Origin of the sequence: Neohoeflea coraliihabitans, assembly GCF_019334345.1 — a bacterium.
GTDB lineage: Bacteria > Pseudomonadota > Alphaproteobacteria > Rhizobiales > Rhizobiaceae > Pseudohoeflea > Pseudohoeflea coraliihabitans.
Window position 1 is genome coordinate 70,766 of record NZ_JAHWQX010000001.1, and the last position, 16,598, is coordinate 87,363.

18 protein-coding genes are annotated in these 16,598 nt (G+C 65.7%); 4 read left to right on the plus strand and 14 right to left on the minus strand.

What is annotated here, in order from left to right:
* Positions 1-7 precede the first annotated feature (7 nt).
* Positions 8-952, plus strand: a complete 945-nt coding sequence (locus KY465_RS00420; protein WP_219157219.1) for a lipid A biosynthesis lauroyl acyltransferase — start codon at positions 8-10, stop codon at positions 950-952.
* An 88-nt stretch (positions 953-1,040) separates the two neighbouring features.
* Here KY465_RS00420 and KY465_RS00425 read toward each other — a convergent pair whose 3' ends face one another.
* From KY465_RS00425 to cobA, 5 genes are all read right to left on the minus strand, one after another.
* Positions 1,041-1,469 (minus strand): L,D-transpeptidase, encoded by a 429-nt coding sequence (locus KY465_RS00425; RefSeq protein ID WP_219157222.1) that lies wholly within the window; start codon positions 1,467-1,469, stop codon positions 1,041-1,043.
* Between the two features lie 122 nt (positions 1,470-1,591).
* Complete coding sequence (gene cbiB / locus KY465_RS00430; protein WP_219157224.1) at positions 1,592-2,596, minus strand: adenosylcobinamide-phosphate synthase CbiB; 1,005 nt, start codon at positions 2,594-2,596, stop codon at positions 1,592-1,594.
* Positions 2,590-3,600, minus strand: coding sequence for a threonine-phosphate decarboxylase CobD (gene cobD / locus KY465_RS00435; protein WP_219157227.1), 1,011 nt, complete (start codon positions 3,598-3,600; stop codon positions 2,590-2,592). Before cobD ends, cbiB begins: the two co-directional genes overlap by 7 nt.
* Positions 3,601-3,603: 3 nt before the next feature.
* On the minus strand, positions 3,604-4,905 hold the full coding sequence (locus KY465_RS00440; RefSeq protein WP_219157230.1) for a cobyrinic acid a,c-diamide synthase CobB: 1,302 nt from the start codon (positions 4,903-4,905) through the stop codon (positions 3,604-3,606).
* A complete protein-coding gene (gene cobA / locus KY465_RS00445; RefSeq protein WP_219157233.1) occupies positions 4,902-5,759 on the minus strand; it encodes a uroporphyrinogen-III C-methyltransferase in 858 nt (285 codons plus the stop codon). The genes KY465_RS00440 and cobA overlap by 4 nt, the downstream gene beginning before the upstream one ends.
* A gap of 83 nt (positions 5,760-5,842) precedes the next feature.
* Between cobA and KY465_RS00450 the strand changes: the two genes are divergently transcribed.
* Together KY465_RS00450 and KY465_RS00455 are read left to right on the plus strand one after the other, a co-directional pair.
* Positions 5,843-6,949, plus strand: coding sequence for a cobalt-precorrin-5B (C(1))-methyltransferase (locus KY465_RS00450; RefSeq protein ID WP_219157236.1), 1,107 nt, complete (start codon positions 5,843-5,845; stop codon positions 6,947-6,949).
* A 28-nt stretch (positions 6,950-6,977) separates the two neighbouring features.
* Complete coding sequence (locus KY465_RS00455) at positions 6,978-7,709, plus strand: cobalt-precorrin-6A reductase (protein WP_346432578.1); 732 nt, start codon at positions 6,978-6,980, stop codon at positions 7,707-7,709.
* 20 nt (positions 7,710-7,729) lie between these two features.
* Here the strand turns inward: KY465_RS00455 and cobM are convergent, their stop codons facing one another.
* From cobM to KY465_RS00500, 9 genes are all read right to left on the minus strand, one after another.
* Positions 7,730-8,509 (minus strand): precorrin-4 C(11)-methyltransferase, encoded by a 780-nt coding sequence (cobM, locus tag KY465_RS00460; protein ID WP_219157241.1) that lies wholly within the window; start codon positions 8,507-8,509, stop codon positions 7,730-7,732.
* Positions 8,506-10,356: a precorrin-3B C(17)-methyltransferase gene (gene cobJ, locus KY465_RS00465; protein ID WP_219157244.1), complete on the minus strand. Its 1,851-nt coding sequence runs from the start codon at positions 10,354-10,356 to the stop codon at positions 8,506-8,508. Before cobJ ends, cobM begins: the two co-directional genes overlap by 4 nt.
* The gene (gene cobI, locus KY465_RS00470) at positions 10,350-11,123 is read right to left on the minus strand and encodes a precorrin-2 C(20)-methyltransferase (RefSeq protein ID WP_219157246.1); all 774 of its coding nucleotides are present in this window, start codon (positions 11,121-11,123) and stop codon (positions 10,350-10,352) included. Before cobI ends, cobJ begins: the two co-directional genes overlap by 7 nt.
* On the minus strand, positions 11,120-12,346 hold the full coding sequence (cbiE, locus tag KY465_RS00475; RefSeq protein ID WP_219157250.1) for a precorrin-6y C5,15-methyltransferase (decarboxylating) subunit CbiE: 1,227 nt from the start codon (positions 12,344-12,346) through the stop codon (positions 11,120-11,122). The genes cobI and cbiE overlap by 4 nt, the downstream gene beginning before the upstream one ends.
* Positions 12,339-12,977 carry a precorrin-8X methylmutase gene (locus KY465_RS00480; RefSeq protein WP_219157253.1) on the minus strand — a complete coding sequence of 213 codons (639 nt, stop codon included), beginning with the start codon at positions 12,975-12,977 and terminating at the stop codon, positions 12,339-12,341. Before KY465_RS00480 ends, cbiE begins: the two co-directional genes overlap by 8 nt.
* A 2-nt stretch (positions 12,978-12,979) precedes the next feature.
* Positions 12,980-14,140: a sirohydrochlorin chelatase gene (locus KY465_RS00485; RefSeq protein WP_219157255.1), complete on the minus strand. Its 1,161-nt coding sequence runs from the start codon at positions 14,138-14,140 to the stop codon at positions 12,980-12,982.
* Between the two features lie 13 nt (positions 14,141-14,153).
* Positions 14,154-14,411, minus strand: a complete 258-nt coding sequence (locus KY465_RS00490) for a DUF6732 family protein (protein WP_219157258.1) — start codon at positions 14,409-14,411, stop codon at positions 14,154-14,156.
* Between the two features lie 272 nt (positions 14,412-14,683).
* A complete protein-coding gene (locus tag KY465_RS00495) occupies positions 14,684-15,091 on the minus strand; it encodes a TerB family tellurite resistance protein (RefSeq protein WP_219157262.1) in 408 nt (135 codons plus the stop codon).
* A gap of 2 nt (positions 15,092-15,093) precedes the next feature.
* Positions 15,094-15,591 carry a TerB family tellurite resistance protein gene (locus KY465_RS00500; protein WP_219157265.1) on the minus strand — a complete coding sequence of 166 codons (498 nt, stop codon included), beginning with the start codon at positions 15,589-15,591 and terminating at the stop codon, positions 15,094-15,096.
* Between the two features lie 211 nt (positions 15,592-15,802).
* Between KY465_RS00500 and KY465_RS00505 the strand changes: the two genes are divergently transcribed.
* On the plus strand, positions 15,803-16,594 hold the full coding sequence (locus KY465_RS00505; protein WP_219157268.1) for a TSUP family transporter: 792 nt from the start codon (positions 15,803-15,805) through the stop codon (positions 16,592-16,594).
* The last annotated feature ends 4 nt before the right edge of the window (positions 16,595-16,598 follow it).

The following is a 16,598-nucleotide window of genomic DNA, read 5'->3' on the forward strand; positions in this document are numbered from 1 at the left end:
GCAGCAGATGAAGCTGCACCACGCCCCGCCGTCGGTCATCCGGCTCGCCAACCGCCTCGGCCGGGTCAAGGACTGGATGATCGCGCTGGTGGCCGTCTCGGTTCTGCGCATCGCCGCGCTGTTTCCCGCCGATGCCTCGATCAATTTCGTCGATCGGCTGGCGCGGCGCATCGGTCCGCGCACCTTCCGCCACAAGCTGGCCCTCGCCAATCTCGAGCGGGCCTATCCGGAAAAATCCGCCGATGAGCGTGAGCGGATCGCCCGCGACATGTGGGGCAACATGGCCCGCCTCGCGGTGGAATATGTCTTTCTCGATCAGATTTTCGATTTCGATCCCGAGCAGCCGGATAAGGGCCGGATCGAAGTGGAAGGCAGAGAGATCTTTTCGCAGCTGCGTGCCGCGCAGAAGCCGTTCATCGTCTTCACCGCCCATACGGGCAATTTCGAATTGCTGCCCATTGCCGCCGCCACGTACGATTTGCATACCACGGTGTTGTTCCGCCCGCCCAACAATCCCTATGTCGCCGAGCGCATTCTCGCCGCGCGCCGCGGCCGCATGGGCAATCTGGTGCCCTCGCAGGCCGGCGCGGCGATTGCCCTTGCCCGCAAGCTCGAGGACGGCGAAGGCGTCGGCATGCTGGTCGATCAGAAATTCCACCGCGGACCGAAGACGACGTTTTTCGGGCTGCCGGTGATCTCCAATCGGCTGCTGCCGAAACTGGCGCGGCAGTTCGACTGTGATGTGTATCCGGCCCGTTGCATCCGCTTGCCTGGCGGGCGCTTTCGCCTGTCAATCGAGCCGGCCCTGGAGCTGCCGCGCAACGCCGACGGTCAGATCGATGTCGTCGCCACCTGCCAGGTGCTCAACGACAAGGTCGAAACATGGGTGCGGGAATATCCCGGCCAGTGGCAGTGGTTTCACGACCGCTGGAACATCAAGTCAAAGCTTTAAGCCGCAGCGCATGTCTGCGTTGCCGGTCCGCCGCGCGAAAGGCGCGCCGGACCTTTACACACCGCACCACCCACCGGGCGGCGCATTTCTACCACTTGATGACGATGCGCGTGTTCGAATTGCCGTAACGCTGCACCAGCCGGAAGAACTTTGCCGCATTGTTCGGATGCAGGCGGATACAGCCGTGCGATGCCGGGCGGCCGAGCCGCTTCAGATCATAGGTGCCATGCACCGCATAGCCGCCGCGGAAGAAAACCGAGTAAGGCATCGGCGCATTGTTGTATTTCCGCGAGCGATGATTCTTCGACAGCCATTTGGCCGAATAGCTGCCCGTCGGCGTGCCATAGCCCTTGCGACCTGTCGATACCCTCCAGCGATATGTGACCTTGCCGTTCTGCGAGACGACCATTGTCTGGGAAGACAGATCGACCTTGGCGACAAGGCGAGCCGCCTGCGCTGAAGTGGCGGACAAAATGAAACCGAGTGCCACTGCCGCGGCTACGAAATACTTTCTCATGACGCTTCTCGCTCCCCTTCGAGCCCATTGAGCTTCGCCCCCCACCTAAACCTATAGGGTGAACCGCATCAGAAAAAGTTAAAAACCGGATTGCAATGCCGGTGATTCGGCAAAAAAGCGCTTCAGCCAGCCGCGATCAGTGCCGCAACCAGCGCCACGCCGAGCACAAGCAGCAGGCCGGCCACGGCTGCGCCCTGCGCCACCGACAGCGCCAGCCGCAGTCTGGCCACCGAGGCCGACGACGAACCGGCTGCGTTGAGCGGAACCGCTGCGACAACCACCTCTCCGTAGCGTCGCGGTCCCCCGAGCGGCAGGTCGAGCGCCCCGGCCATGGCGCATTCCGGCCAGCCCGCATTTGGCGACCGATGCACGCCCGCATCGCGGCGCGCCGTACTGATCGCGCGCCATCCGGACGTCATGCCCTGAATGGCTGCTGCCGCGATCGCCAGCAGTGCTGCGCTGAGCCGAGCCGCCGGCCAGTTCACGACATCGTCGAGACGCGCTGCGGCCCATCCGAAATCGCGATGCCGCGACGACAGATGCCCGATCATCGAATCCGCCGTGTTGATCATCTTGTAGGCCATCAGGCCCGGCAGGCCGAGAACCGCGAACCAGAAGGCCGGCGCCACCAGCCCGTCGGAAAAATTCTCGGCCAGACTCTCGATCGCCGCGCGGCAGACGCCCGGCCGGTCAAGCGTCTCGGGATCGCGCCCGACAATCTGCGCCACGGCGCGGCGGCCGCCCTCAAGTCCCTCGCGCTGCAGGCTGTCGGCCACCGCAGCGACATGTTCGAACAGGCTTTTCTGCGCCAGGAAAACCGCAACAATCAGCAATTCGAGCAGCAGGCCGGCCCAGCCCAATGCGGTCAGGGCAAGATGCAGTCCAAGCCCGGTTGCAAAAGCCAGGACGCTCAGCAGCGCCATGGCGATCACCCCCCTGCGACGGCGGCGATCCGGCGCAAGCTCGGGATCATTCAGGGCCTCGTCCGCCCAGCCGATCAACCTGCCGAAAACGACCACCGGGTGCGGCACACGCCGCCACAGGCGCGGCGGGTCACCGACGAGCCGGTCCAGCCCGAGCGCACCGGCGAGGATCATGAGATGCAGGAAGAACGGCGAGATCAGCATCCGTTCGGCACGCGCAAACCGGCCAGCCCCGCCTTGAGCCGGCTCGCCTCTTTTTCATCGCGCACCAGGCCAAGTCGAAGCCAGCGCGGCGAATGGTCAAAGGCGCGGGACAGGATGTGGCGCTGTGCCAGGGCGGCCCGCGCGCGGGCGCCATCCGCCACCGCGATCAGGAAGAACAGCTTCGTCTCCCCCACAATGGTCTGTCCAGATTGCACAAGAGCGCACCGCGTCAGCGCATGAGCCTCCAGATTGCACGCTCGTTGTGCCGCCACGAGGTCCGGGCGCGAGAACGCGTGTCGGGCGATCTCCAGCGCCGGTCCCGACACCGGCCATGGCCCGAGCGCCGTTTTCAGCACCACAGCCAGCGGCGCGGGCAGAAAGGCAAAGCCAAGCCGTACGCCCGCAAGCCCGAAGAACTTGCCGAACGAGCGCAACACGACGAGGCCGGGCACTTCGCCGGCCCATCGCGCCACAGACACATCCGGATGCAGGTCGGCAAAGGCCTCATCGATCACGGTCAGCCGGCCCGTCCGGGCCCGCGCGAAATCGAGCAGCCCTTCCGCTTGCACCTGCCGCCCATCCGGATTGTTCGGATTGGCCAGTACGACAACATCAGACCCGGCCGCATCCGCCAAATCACGGGCCGCGCTGACCGCGTAACCGGCCCGCGTGAACGCCGCTTCATATTCGCCATAGGTCGGCGCCAGCACCGCGACATGGCCGGATTTCGGATCGATCAGGCGCGCCAGCGTCGGCAGATGCTGGATCGCCGCCTGGCTGCCAGGGGTGATGCAGGGCGCATCAGCGCCGCCGTAAAAATCGCGTGCCGCCTGCGCCACCGCCTCCACGAGCCCCGGATCGGGAAGCCGCTGCCACGTCGCGGTGGGAAGATCGGGCAAGGGAAAGCAATGCGGGCTGATCCCGGTCGACAGATCGAGCCACTCTGCGGCCTCGCCGCCATTGTGCTCCATCGCCTCGCGCAACGCCCCGCCGTGAACCACCATCGGCTATTCCCCGGCAATATCAATGATATGCATATAGGATCCTGCCACTCGTCCGCGCCGCTGGCCGGCAGCGCCAAGGTCTGTGCCGCGCGCATCCGTGACCATGAACAAGGGGTCCGCCGCACTCTCGCGCACCACGCTGGAATAGTGGAATTCGTGGCCGGTAAGCGGCGAATCCCAAATAAAACCGTTGCACGGCGTCAGTCTGCGATAGCCGAGATGGCGCTGGCGCTGCGCAAAGCTGGTCGTCACCGGCAGGACGCCAAGCATCGCATGCTCCACATGCGCGGCATCGACAAGCACGTCACCGAGCACCATGTAGCCGCCGCACTCCCCATAGACCATCGCGCCCCGGTCGATCGCGGCCGCCATGCCGTCGCGAAATCCCTGCGCCGCCGCGATGCGGCCGGCATGCAATTCCGGATAGCCGCCGGGCAGGAACACCGCATCCGCACTCAAATCCGGTCCTTCGTCCGCCAGCGGCGAGAAGAAGCTGATGGTCGCGCCACGCCGCCGCCAGCCGAACAGAAGATGTTCATAGATGAAAGAGAACGCCTTATCGCGCGCCACGGCAATATGCTGCCCGAGCGGCGGCAGGCGCAAGATGTTGGCCGGCACTTCAAACGCCATGCCATGCCGCGCAAGGCGTGTCAGCGCCGCCATGTCCAGGTGCGCGGCAACATGGTCGGCCGCCGCTTCGATGAAAGTTTCAAGCGCATCGTTTTCCTGCGCCTGCACCAGTCCCAGATGCCGTTCCGGCACGGTCAGGTCCGGATTGTGCGGCAGGCTGCCGTAAACCGTGATGTTACAGTCGGCGAGTGCAGCCGAAAGCATGGCCGCATGCCGGGTGCTGCCGACCCGGTTGAGGATGACACCGGCGACATAGACATCCGGCGCAAAGTCGAAAAAGCCGCGCGCCAGCGGCGCCACCGAATGCGACAGCCGCGCACAGTCGATCACCAGCACCACCGGCAGGCCAAGCAGGCGGCCGAGATCGGCTGACGATCCCTTCCCATCTGCCGCCGCATCGAACAGGCCCATCATCGCCTCGACCACCAGGGTGCGTTCGTTGCCGGCGACCAGGCTGGCATTGGCCCGCAGCAGATCGGCGCGCATGGCCCAGGGATCGAAGTTCAGACAGGGGGCGCCGGCCGCCACCGTATGGAAGGCCGGATCGATGTAGTCCGGCCCGGCCTTGGCTGGTGCCAGCGCGATGCCGTTGCGGCGCAGGGCCCGCAGCAGGCCGAGGGTCACCGTCGTTTTGCCCGATCCCGATTGCGGCGCCGCGATCATCAGCCCCTTCATGCGCTGTCCTTCCGGACAATGCGGCGCGTGCCGAGCGGATCATGCGCCAGTTGCCGCCCTTCTGCGGCCCCCAGCCAGTCCAGCGCCTCGCGCAGATGCACCACTTCGCCGATGACGACGATCGCCGGCGGCTCCAGGCCGGCGGCGCGCAGATCGGCAACGCCGGCTCCCAGCGTGGTCACCAGCACCCGTTGCCGCTCCGTCGAGGCATCGGTGACAAAGGCCACGGCTTCATCGGCCCGCCGGCCGGCTTGCATCAGCCGCGCGAAGATCGTCTCGATATGTTTGATCGCCATGTACATCACGATCACTTCGCTGCCGCGCGCAACGCCATCCCAGTCAATACGATCGGGCACCAGTCCGCTGGAACTGTGTCCGGTCAGGAAGGTCACCGAATAATTCGTCTCGCGGTGCGTGACCGGGATGCCGGCATAGGCCAGCCCGCCGATCCCCGCCGTGATGCCGGGCACGACCCGGAAGCCGACATTGTGCTCGACAAGTGTCAGCGCCTCCTCGCCGCCGCGGCCGAAAACGAACGGGTCACCGCCCTTCAGGCGCAACACGCGCCCGCCCGCCTGCGCCAGTTCAACCAGCCGCAGCGAGATGTCGCGCTGCTTGGCTGAGGGCTTGCCGCCGCGCTTGCCGGCATATTCGATCCGCGCCCCCTCCTTGGCCAGCGCCAGACAGGCATCGCTGACCAGCGCATCATGCACGATCACGTCAGCCTGCGTCAGGGCATGGATGGCATGCAGCGTCAAAAGACCCGGATCGCCGGGACCGGCACCGACCAGCCAGACCTCTCCGGGCTGCATCTCCGGCAGTCCGGCCGTCAGTTTTTCCCATCCGTCGATCATCACTGTCCCAGTTGGTTTCGCTCTTTCCGGTCTATCGGCAGCCGGCTATATCGGCAATCGGCAAAGGCGAATAAAGTGGTTGGATGAGTGCCGAGACCGACGACAGCGATTCCCCGTCCGCCACCGCTTTGCGCCGCGGCTGGACCACGGGCGCCTGCGCCACTGCTGCCACCAAGGCTGCCCTCACCGCGCTTCTCGAGGGTGAGTTCCCCGACCCGGTCGAGATCACCTTGCCGGGCGGCCAGACGCCGAGCTTCGCCCTGTGCGCTGAAAAGCGCGGCGAAGACTGCGCCCAGGCCTCGATCATCAAGGATGCCGGCGACGATCCCGACATCACGCACGGCGCCACGATCAGCGCTGAAGTTAGCCGTGCCCCCGTCGGCAGCGGCATCAGTTTCCATGCCGGCGAAGGGGTCGGCACCGTCACTCTTGCCGGATTGCCCATCCCCCCCGGCGAACCGGCGATCAATCCGGTACCGCGCCGGATGATGCGTGAGGTGGCCGAGGCCCTGTGCGCCCGGCACGCCATCGCGCCCGATTTCGCCATCACCATCTCCATCCCCGGCGGCGCGGCCCTCGCCGAGAAAACCTGGAATCCACGCCTCGGCATCGTCGGCGGCCTGTCGATCCTCGGCACGACCGGCATCGTCAAGCCCTTCTCCTGCTCCTCGTGGATCCATTCGATCCATCGCGGCATCGACGTGGCGCGCGCCGCCGGCCTGACCCATGTGCTCGGCGCCACCGGATCGACATCCGAGACCGCGGCCCGAAATTTTTACCAATTGGACGAAATTGCCTGTCTCGACATGGGCGATTTTGCCGGCGGCCTGCTGAAATATCTGCGCGCCCATCCGGTTGACCGGCTGACCATTGCCGGCGGTTTTGCCAAGCTCACCAAGCTGGCGCAGGGCGCCCTCGACCTGCATTCCGGACGCAGCCAGGTCGACATGCAGTGGCTCGCCGACACCGCCACACCAAGCGACGTGAATCAATCTCTCAACCAGCAGATTCGATCTGCCAACACGGCGCTCGAAGCCCTTGAATTGACTCGCCAACAGGGCATCGACCTGGCCGCAATCATCGCCGAAAGGGCGCACGCCCAGGCGCTCGATGTCATGCGCGGCGCGCCGGTCAGCGTCGATGTGATGGTCATCAGCCGGTCCGGCGCGATCCTTGCCCATGCCCGCTGAACGGCGCTCCCGCCAAGAGAGCAGGGCGGTGCTCATTCTCGGCGGCACGCAGGAAGCCGCCGACCTGGCAGCCCGGCTTGTTGAGGACGCGCCGCAATGGCGCATTGTCACGTCCCTGGCTGGCCGAACGCAAGCGCCACGGCCGCTTCCCGGCCAGGTGCGCAGCGGCGGGTTTGGCGGCGCCGAAGGCCTGGCACGCTATCTCGCAGACAATGCCATTTCGGCCCTGGTGGACGCCACGCATCCCTTCGCCACGCAAATGTCCGCCAATGCCGCGGCGGCTGCGGCTGAGACCGCGACACCGCTCTACCGCCTGTGCCGGCCGCCCTGGCAGCCTCGATCCGAGGACAAGTGGCAGATCGTCGACAGCCTGCAGGCCGCCGCCGCGCGCCTGCCTGAAGCATCCACGGCCTTTCTCGCCCTTGGCCACCAGCACATTGGCGCTTTTGCGCGCCGACGCGATTGCCGCTTCGTGCTGCGCATGATCGATCCGCCCGCCGCGCCTCTGCCTTTCGATGCCACTCTCGTGCTGGGACGCCCGGGTCTCTCCCCTGATGCCGAGGCGGACACCCTCGCCGCCCATGGCGTCACCCATCTTGTTTGCCGAAATTCCGGCGGCAGGATCGGCTGGTCGAAACTTGAGGCCGCGCGCCGTCTCGGCCTCGCGGTGATCATGCTGGCGCGACCGCCCGAGCCGGCGGCGGCACATTTTGACGATGTTGAGACAGTGGTGGCGGCGCTGATCGCCGCCGATTGCTGAGGACCCGGACCCCAGCCGTGTCAGCCGGCCACGCGTTTCTTCTTGCCGCGATTGCGCAGCACATGCGCATAATCGGCGTCATAAAGGGCGGAATCGCGGAACTGCACGTCTCCGAACACCGGACCGACCATGATCAGCGCCGTGCGCGTGATCTTGTGCGCACGCACCGCCTCTTTCATCTCGGCAAGCGTTGTGCGGATGTACAATTCGTCGGGCCAGGTGGCGCGATAGGCCACCACCACCGGGCAATCATCGCCATAATGGGGTTCCAGCGCCCGCCGCACATAATCGAGATTGCGCACCGACAGATGGATCGCCAGTGTCGCACGCGACTGACCGAGCACTTCCAACTGCTCGCCCTCCGGCATCGATGAGGCTTTCATGCCGGTGCGGGTCAGGATGATTGTCTGGGCGATTTCCGGCAGTGTCAGTTCCGTGGCCAGCCGCGCCGCCGCACCGGCGAAGGCCGGCACCCCGGGCACCACTTCATAAGCAATGTTCAGAGCATCCAGCCGGCGCATCTGTTCGGCTGTCGCGCCGTAGATCGAGGGATCGCCCGAATGCACGCGTGCCACATCCTGGCCCGCAGCATCAGCGGCCTTGATTTCCGCAATGATCGCTTCCAGATGCATCGGCGCCGTATCCATCACCCGCGCATCGTCCGGCGCCGCTTGCACGATCTCCTCGGGCACCAGCGATCCGGCGTAGAGGCAAACCGGGCAGCGCTCGATCAGCTTGAGCCCGCGCACGGTGATCAGATCGGCGGCGCCCGGTCCGGCACCGATAAAATAGACCGTCATTGTCCCGTCTCCGTTCTGCGCATGGCGCTGCCCGCCTTCTGCGCGTAGCCGCGCGGTGTGTACACCCATTCGCGCCCGTCACCGGTGCGCGTCACCGCCGTGTTCGACGAACCGACAATCACCACCGTCAGCATGTCGACATCGTCGACCTGCAAGGCGCCGAGCGGCACGACACCCACCTGTTCGCCGTCACGACCGAGATTGCTGGCCAGTATGACAGGCGTATCAAAGGGACGATGCTCGAGCAGGCAATCGCGCGCCCAGGCCAGCTGGCTGCGCCGCTTGCGCGACACCGGGTTGTAAAAGGCGATAACGAAATCCCCTTCCCCGGCGGCCCGCACACGCCTTTGGATATCGGCCCACGGCGTCAGAAGGTCGGACAGCGAGATCGTGCAGAAATCATGCCCGAGCGGCGCTCCGGCCCGCGCCGCTGCAGCCTGCAGCGCGGAGATTCCCGGGCTGACCGCAATGCCAATGCGCCGCGCCGCGTCGCTCAGACCATCGCCGCCAGCGGATGTCTCCAGCAGTTCAAAAACCAGCGTCGCCATGGCATAGATGCCGGCGTCGCCGGAACAGACCAGCGCCACCTCGCGGCCCTCGCCGGCCAGTTCCATCGCATGTCGCACCCGTGCCTCTTCGGCGCCAAGCGGAAAATCGTGGCGCGTCTTCCCGGCTGCCAGCGGGCCGAGCAGGTCAAGATACAGCGAATAGCCGACCAGGTCGCTCGAAGCGGCGACCATGCGGCTCACCTCCGGCGAGCGCCAAGCCTCCGAGCCCGGCCCGATTCCGACGACACACAAACGGCCGCGGGCACGCCCCGGCAGATCATCGGCTGCGAACGGCCGCGCCGCTTGCGCAATCGCCGCCGTCGCGCGTTGTGATTTCTGCTTGGCGACCAGCAATACACCCTCGGTTCCGGCGGCTGCCAGCGCCGCGCCTTCCGCCACACCGTGACAGCCGACCTCCTGGAACACCACGTCCGACGGGGTTGCCAGCCGCCCGCGTTCGGCTTCCAGCCGCTGCGCCGGAAAAAATCGCGCCGGACAGCCAAGCCGCTCGGCCACCGCATGAATGGCCGCCTCGTCTGCCTTCACATCAAGCGACACGATTACCCCGACCGCCTCTGCAGCCAGTCCGGCATCACCGAGCGTTGCCATCGCCAACTGCCAGACCTCCTCGGCATCAGCGCCGCGCTCGCAGCCAAGGCCGAGCGCCAGGTGGCGTGGCCGGTACACCAGTCCGCCGCCTTCCGTTGCCGCGAGGCGGTCGGAAACGGCAATGCGGACCGTGCCCTTCGGGTCGAACGGCAGATCCGACTGCTCCAGCCAGTCTGCGCTCCCCTCGAGCCGCGCCTTGGCCCCGCCAACAAGATCCGCCATTACCGTTTTGGCCGCACGCGGATCGGCCAGCCGGTAGCCCTCCGGCGGCGCGTCGAGGGCAATATTGAACCGCAGATCGCCGGCTGTCGTCACCGCTGCCACCCCGCCGGTAAGCGCCGCGATGCGCCGCGCCAGATCGTTGGCCCCGTGATGCCCGCCGACAAGCGGCACCACCACCGAACCATCTTCGGCAACAGCCAGCACCGGCGGCTCGTTATGCTTGTCACTGAGACACGGCGCCAGGAGGCGGATCACGGCACCCGCCGAAAACAGCGCGATGATCGTCCGGCCGTCCTCAAACAGCACCTGCAGATGCGCGCTCGTATCCGCGAACGCAATCTCCGGTGTCTCGACCCGGCGCGCCAGACCATGCACTTCGCCCTGCAAATCCGCCGCCAGGCGTTCGGCGAGCGGGCGCGCCGCGGACGAGAGGACAATGATGGCCGGAGACCTGTCGTGCATCAGCATTTTCCATAGTCTGAAGAAGAAGGAGAGCGCGCGTCGGCGGCATGGCCGGCGGCATCGTCACTTCGGCCCCAGCTCTCCGCGCCGCGATAGATCAGCAGCATCGAAAAATACGGCGCCGTCTCTTCGCAAAGGTCCGCAAGCGGCAGCACCCGCTGGTTCGGCAGCCCGACACGCTCGATGTAAAAAGCTTGAGGCAACAGATTCATTTTCTCAATCAAGGCCCGCAAGCGTTTGAAATGGCGGCCGACCTTGATGATCACCGCCGCCTCCGATGCATCCAGACGCGCCGCAATGACCTCATCGGCGAGCGGTCCGGGTATGATGCTGAGCACATCATTGCGCGCCGCCAGCGGCCGCCCGGCCACCGCGGCAGCCGCCATCACCGAGGACACGCCGGGCACCACTTCGGTGTCATAGGCTCCGGCCAGCCGCTCGAAGACATACATGAACGAGCCGTAGAAAAACGGATCTCCCTCGCACAACAGAGCCACATCGCGGCCCGCATCGAGCTGTGCCGCGATCTCGGCCGCCGCCCGGTCATAGACCTCGCGCGCCGGAAAGCGCTCGACCCGCATCGGCACGCGGATGGCGATTTCCTGCTGTCCGCCCGGCAGATGCGGCGCGGCGATCGATCGCGCCAGACTGTCGCCCGTCTCCGGCGCCGGCCAGGCAATCACCGGCACCTGGCGCAGGATGCGCAGCGCCTTGAGGGTCAACAGCTCGGGATCTCCCGGTCCCAGCCCAAGCCCGTAGAGCCGACCGCTCATGCCGCCGCCTCCTTGCGCACGGACCACAATGTCACCGGCATCAGCGGTTTCCAGCCGTGAAAGCGTCCAACCGGCTCGGCACGGCTGATCTGCATGCGCACCAGCTCGCCGCCATGCGCCGCCTGCAATGCGATGAGACGCGCCTCGCCCTCGACCGTCACCGCATTGGCCACCAGGCGGCCGCCCGCTTTCAGCACCGGCCACAGCGCATCGAACAGCGCCGCGTCCGAGAGGCCGCCGCCGATGAACACTGCATCGGGCGGAGCCAGTCCGGCGAGCGCTTCCGGAGCGCGCCCCTCGCGAATATCCAGCGTCGGCACCCCGAGCGCCAGCGCATTGGCAGCGATCAGGGCGCGCCGTTCAGATTTCTGTTCGATGGCAATCGCCCTTGCGCCGGGCGCAGCACGCATCCACTCGATCGCCACCGAACCGCAACCGGCACCGATATCCCACAACAGGGCGGCGGGGCGTGGCGCCAGATGCGCCAGGGTCACGGCGCGGATCTCGCGCTTGGTCAATTGCCCGTCATGCTCGAAAAGCTGGTCCGGCAAACCGGGCACCGCGCCGACCGGCACGCTGCCGGCATCGGCCAGGCATTCAATGGCAAGCGTATTGAAATCCGCAAATCTTTCGGTTTCATCCAGCTCGGCGGCCGTCAACCGCAGGCAGCGCTCGGCGCGTCCGCCCATATGCTCAAGCACGCTCAAAGCGGATCTGCCATAGCCGTGCTGGCGCAACAGCGCCGCCGCTTCATGCACCGTCCGCCCTGTCGAGGTCAGCGCCAGGATGCGTTGGCCGGGAAAAAGCTGCGCCGCCAGCGCGTGCACCGAACGGCCGTGCAGCGAGATCGCCGCCACCTCCTGCAACGGCCAGCCAAGGCGCGCCGCCGCCAGCGAGAACGCCGAGGGGGAAGGCAAGACGCGCATTTCCGTTGCTTGCAGATTTCGCAACAGCGTCGCCCCGATTCCGAAATGCATCGGATCGCCTGTCGCCAGCACGGTGACCGGGGTACCGCGCCGCGCCTTCAGCAGGGCGATCGTCTCCTTCACGCCGAATGTCCAGGCGATCACCTCGCGATCGCCGCAGTCGATTTTCTCAAGAACCCGTTGCGGCGCAATGATCGTCCGCGCCTGCTCAAACAGCGTCCGCGCCGGCGGCGTCAGGCTGTCGAGGCCATCATCGCCAATTCCGAGAATGGTCAGCCAGGGGGAGGCTTCAGCCATGGCCTTCAAGCCCCGCGGCCAAACCGTTCAGCGCCGCTGCCGCCATGGCGCTGCCGCCGCGCCGGCCCTCTACTGTCAAAAAGGGCACCCCGCGCGGATTGCCGGACAATTCCGCCTTCGATTCCGCAGCCCCGACGAAACCGACCGGCAGACCGATGATCGCTCCCGGTTTCGGCGCCCCCTCGTCAAGCCGTTCGAGCAGGCGGAACAGGGCTGTGGGCGCATTGCCGATCACCACCACCGCGCCGCCAAGCTGTTCGCCCCAGATATCGACCTGGGCCGCAGACCGGGTCGTTGCCAGCGCTTCGGCCCGCTGCGCGACGGCCGGCGTGCCGATCAGCGAGACGAGCGGATTGCCGGCGCCCAGCAGCCGCTTGATGATGCCGTGCTTGACCATTTCGACATCGCAAAGGATTGGGGCGCCGCGCGCCAGTGCCGCCTGCCCGGCAGCGGCGAAATCGGGCGAGACAGCGATGTCCGATACCAGATCGACCATGCCGCAGGCATGGATCATCCGCACCACCACCGCCGCCGTCGCCGCATCGAAACGCGTCAGATCGGTCTCGGCGCGAATGATCGCGAAGGACTGTTGGTAGATCGCATCCGGTCGGCGTTCATAGGCATGCGCCATGCTCACGCCTTCGGCTTTTCCATCGAGCGCGGCCCGAGCGGGTGATCGGCATGCGGATAGGGATGATGGTGATGAGCATGATCGTGCCCGTGGCCATGCGCATGCCCGTGACCATGGCCGTCCTGCTCTGGGCTCCCCTGCTCCGGGCTCCCCTGCGCCGTCAGCGGGCCGGGTTCCGCATGGCTGTGCACCGGCGTGAACGGCAAGCCATGCTTGCGGCAGAATTCCTCATCCCGGCACGAGGCGTCGCAGTCGCCCTGACACGGACAATCCTCCAGCCCTCCGCCGATGCCTTCGACATGATGGTGATGACTTTCCTGCGGCAACCCGACCTCGGCTTCAAAGCCGAGCACCTGCTCGCGATATTTGCACATCTGGCAATTCATCAGCGCCTTGCCGTCAAGGATCTCCTGCACCCGGTCCTGAAAGGTATCGAGCACCAGCGGGTGATCGTTGAGATACGGTGCCTTGATGAACTGGATATCCGGATGCCGCGCCGCGACCTGGTCGGTCTCGTGATAGATGCGTTTCACCAATACGCCGGTGAACAGGAAATAGGGAAACACGATGATCCGCTTGTAGCCGAGGCGGGCCGCATGCTCGAGACCGGGGCCGACCAGCGGAAAGGTCACGCCGGAATAGCAGGTTTCACCCCAGCCGAAGCCGAGGCCTTCCCACAACATGCGCATCACCTTAGCGACGTTCGAATTGGCATCCGGATCGGATGCGCCGCGGCCGACGACCATCAACAGCGTCTCGTGCCGCCCGATCGCACCATGTTCGGCATCCGCAGCCGCCATGGCTTCTTCCACGCGGGCGCCGGCAGCGCGGATCATCTTCACATCGATGCCGAGCTCGCGCCCGTATTCAATGCTCACACCCGGATTCTGCGCCTGATAGGCGTTCAGCACCGAGGGGATGTCATTCTTGGCATGCCCGGCAGCGAACAGCATGCCCGGCACCGCCAGCACCCGATCGACCCCCTTTTCGCGCAGGCGGTCGAGCCCCTTGGCGATCACCGGATTGCAGAATTCCAGATAGCCGTATTCAACCGGCGTCTCCGGATGCCGGGCCCGCAGACCCTCTGCCACGGTGGCGAATTCGCGCGCTGCATTCTGGTTGCGGCTGCCATGGCCGCACACCATGATTCCGATCTTGCTCATTGCCAGTGTCCTCTCAGGCCGCGGTCTTCTTGCGCGCACGGCCGCCGCGCGCCTTGCCGTCGCCTTTTTCCACAGAGGCCTGTTCACCGCCGCCTGATCGGCTGCGCCGGCGCTTCTTGCGCGCCCAGGCCGCAAGCCCCGCCGCAGCGGCCACCGCCGCCCAGCCGAGCCAGTGCGAATGACCGGCGAGTTCGCCCAGATGTCCGCCATGCGCAAGCGCCGGCGAAACCGGAAGAATCAACAGGAGAAAAGCGAGAATTTGCTGGCGCATGGCGGGCTCCGATCGGCGGTTTCAGCGTGCACGAAACGCCGGAGACCCCCGCAAAGCCAATTGGCCGCGAGGAACAGACCCGAACCGGACAGCTCCGGACTTGGCCCTTGAAGTAAGTCAGCCGCACCGGAATATCTCTCAGCCTGTCGCCAGGCGCCGTCGCACAATCGCCGCGACTTTAGGCAAGCCGGTCTGCCGGGTCAAACGCTGTTTGCCTTGCGGCGCTGCAATCCACTCCTGGTTTGATGGACCAGCAGGCGGAGAACAGCGCCTCACTCCAGGCCAAGTCGCCGTGCAGTAGCGTGAAACAGCGCCCGTTCGCTGTCGGTCACCGTACCGTCAGCGCGCGCCATCGTCGCCAGGTGATCCATGATTTCGCGGCGCCGCTTCTCCGGCAGATCACGCAGCATTTCGGCCGCCTGTGCGCTGCTGGTTTCATATCCGAAGGAATCGAGAAAGCGGATGATGTCGCCGAGTTCATCGCCATCAAGCCCCAGCGCCCGGGTGCAGATCGCCCTGAACGCGGCCGCTTCCGGCGCATTCACCTCGTGATCGGCAAAGCCCATGCGCACCAGCAGCAGGAGTTCCGCGGTCAGCACCGGATCATCAGCGACCTGGCTGACCGAGGTACGTTCCCCGATCAAGGAGGCAAGACGCTCCGCAAAACCCGAAAGTGCCATAGTTACTCTCCTGCCATCTTGATCCCGGTGTCGCCGCTGTCCGGCTTCCTGTCCTCGCTGGCGTCCGATGTGCTCTCCGGCTGCCCCGGACCGTCGAGATCGAGAAGTCGCGCCGTCATGGCAATCAACCGTGCTGCCCGCGCATGCTCATCAGCGTTCGCCAGGGCAATCTCGCGCATCATTGCCAGCAAAGCCTGGCGCGCTGCATGGTCAAGACTGCCGATCAGCTCGGTCATCTGCGCTGCCACCGCCTGACCGTGCGAAGATTCAAGCAGGTCATGCAACGCCTCTCGATCCTCGCGCTCAATGCCGAAGCGGCGCGCACAGATGCGCTCGAAGGCGGCCAGTTCGGCGCTCTCGACCACGCCGTTGACCAGCACGGTGCGAAACAGCAGAAGAATTTGTGCCAGATCGGCGGGCGCCGCCTTCAATCGCGCGATGGCCGGCGAATTGCTTGGGCGCCGCCTGAAAAAGTCTGTAAATGTCGCGATTCGAATCACGGCGACACTCCCACCGGTCCGGCCGCACGAATCAACCGGGAGTCGAGCCTATTGGAGACGCGGCGCTTGTCCAGCACTTGTGCACTTCATACCCAACCTTTGCGCCTCGGCAGCCACGATGCTCGGCCCTGCGGATCGCGTTGCCGCCTCTCCGGCGGGTGCCTATGCCGCATCTCCGGCAAGCGTCCATGCCGCATCTCCGGCTCAACCGATGTCTGAACTGCCGGTCTATCTGCTGCTGTTTCTGCTTGTTGCAGCCTTCCTGGCCGGTTTCATCGATTCCATTGCCGGCGGCGGCGGGCTGGTCACCATCCCGGCGCTTCTGTTGAGCGGCATGCCGCCGATCACCGCGCTCGGAACCAACAAGTTGCAGGGTCTGTTCGGCGCCGCCTCTTCAACCATCGCCTATGCCCGCGGCGGCCATGTCGATTTGAGGAAACAGTTTCGATTTGCCGTCCTGTCGTCGCTCGGCGCCGCACTCGGTGCCCTCGCGGCCACGCTCATACCCGGTGACTTTTTCCACGCCATCCTGCCGGTTCTGCTCATCGCCATCGCGCTTTATTTCGCGTTCAAGCCGGACATGTCCGACATCGATCGCGCGCAACGCCTGACGCCGCTGGTGTTCGGCGCTACGATCGTGCCGCTGATCGGCGCCTATGATGGCGTGTTCGGGCCGGGAACGGGTTCGTTCTTCATGCTGGCATTTGTCAGCCTCGCCGGCTTTGGTCTGCTCAAAGCCACCGCCCATACCAAGCTGTTGAACTTCGCGTCCAATCTCGGCGCCTTCGCGGTCTTTGCCTTTGCCGGCGCGATCGCCTGGAAGGTTGGCCTGATGATGGGCGTCGCGCAGATTTTCGGCGCGCAGGTCGGCGCCCGCCTGGCCATGCGCCGCGGCTCAGCCATCATCAAGCCGCTGCTGGTCCTCACCTGTACCATTCTGGCAATCAAACTGGTGTCCGACCCGGCCAATCCGCTGCGCCTCTGGCTCGGCATCACGCCGTAAGTCC

Excerpts from the sequence above, each read along its gene's own strand:
- KY465_RS00420 (WP_219157219.1), top strand. The coding sequence starts at position 8 with ATGAAGCTGCACCACGCCCCGCCGTCGGTCATCCGGCTCGCCAACCGC.
- KY465_RS00425 (WP_219157222.1), bottom strand. The coding sequence starts at position 1,469 with ATGAGAAAGTATTTCGTAGCCGCGGCAGTGGCACTCGGTTTCATTTTG.
- cbiB (WP_219157224.1), bottom strand. The coding sequence starts at position 2,596 with ATGCTGATCTCGCCGTTCTTCCTGCATCTCATGATCCTCGCCGGTGCG.
- cobD (WP_219157227.1), bottom strand. The coding sequence starts at position 3,600 with ATGGTGGTTCACGGCGGGGCGTTGCGCGAGGCGATGGAGCACAATGGC.
- KY465_RS00440 (WP_219157230.1), bottom strand. The coding sequence starts at position 4,905 with ATGAAGGGGCTGATGATCGCGGCGCCGCAATCGGGATCGGGCAAAACG.
- cobA (WP_219157233.1), bottom strand. The coding sequence starts at position 5,759 with ATGATCGACGGATGGGAAAAACTGACGGCCGGACTGCCGGAGATGCAG.
- KY465_RS00450 (WP_219157236.1), top strand. The coding sequence starts at position 5,843 with ATGAGTGCCGAGACCGACGACAGCGATTCCCCGTCCGCCACCGCTTTG.
- cobM (WP_219157241.1), bottom strand. The coding sequence starts at position 8,509 with ATGACGGTCTATTTTATCGGTGCCGGACCGGGCGCCGCCGATCTGATC.
- cobJ (WP_219157244.1), bottom strand. The coding sequence starts at position 10,356 with ATGCTGATGCACGACAGGTCTCCGGCCATCATTGTCCTCTCGTCCGCG.
- cobI (WP_219157246.1), bottom strand. The coding sequence starts at position 11,123 with ATGAGCGGTCGGCTCTACGGGCTTGGGCTGGGACCGGGAGATCCCGAG.
- cbiE (WP_219157250.1), bottom strand. The coding sequence starts at position 12,346 with ATGGCTGAAGCCTCCCCCTGGCTGACCATTCTCGGAATTGGCGATGAT.
- KY465_RS00480 (WP_219157253.1), bottom strand. The coding sequence starts at position 12,977 with ATGGCGCATGCCTATGAACGCCGACCGGATGCGATCTACCAACAGTCC.
- KY465_RS00485 (WP_219157255.1), bottom strand. The coding sequence starts at position 14,140 with ATGAGCAAGATCGGAATCATGGTGTGCGGCCATGGCAGCCGCAACCAG.
- KY465_RS00490 (WP_219157258.1), bottom strand. The coding sequence starts at position 14,411 with ATGCGCCAGCAAATTCTCGCTTTTCTCCTGTTGATTCTTCCGGTTTCG.
- KY465_RS00495 (WP_219157262.1), bottom strand. The coding sequence starts at position 15,091 with ATGGCACTTTCGGGTTTTGCGGAGCGTCTTGCCTCCTTGATCGGGGAA.
- KY465_RS00505 (WP_219157268.1), top strand. The coding sequence starts at position 15,803 with ATGTCTGAACTGCCGGTCTATCTGCTGCTGTTTCTGCTTGTTGCAGCC.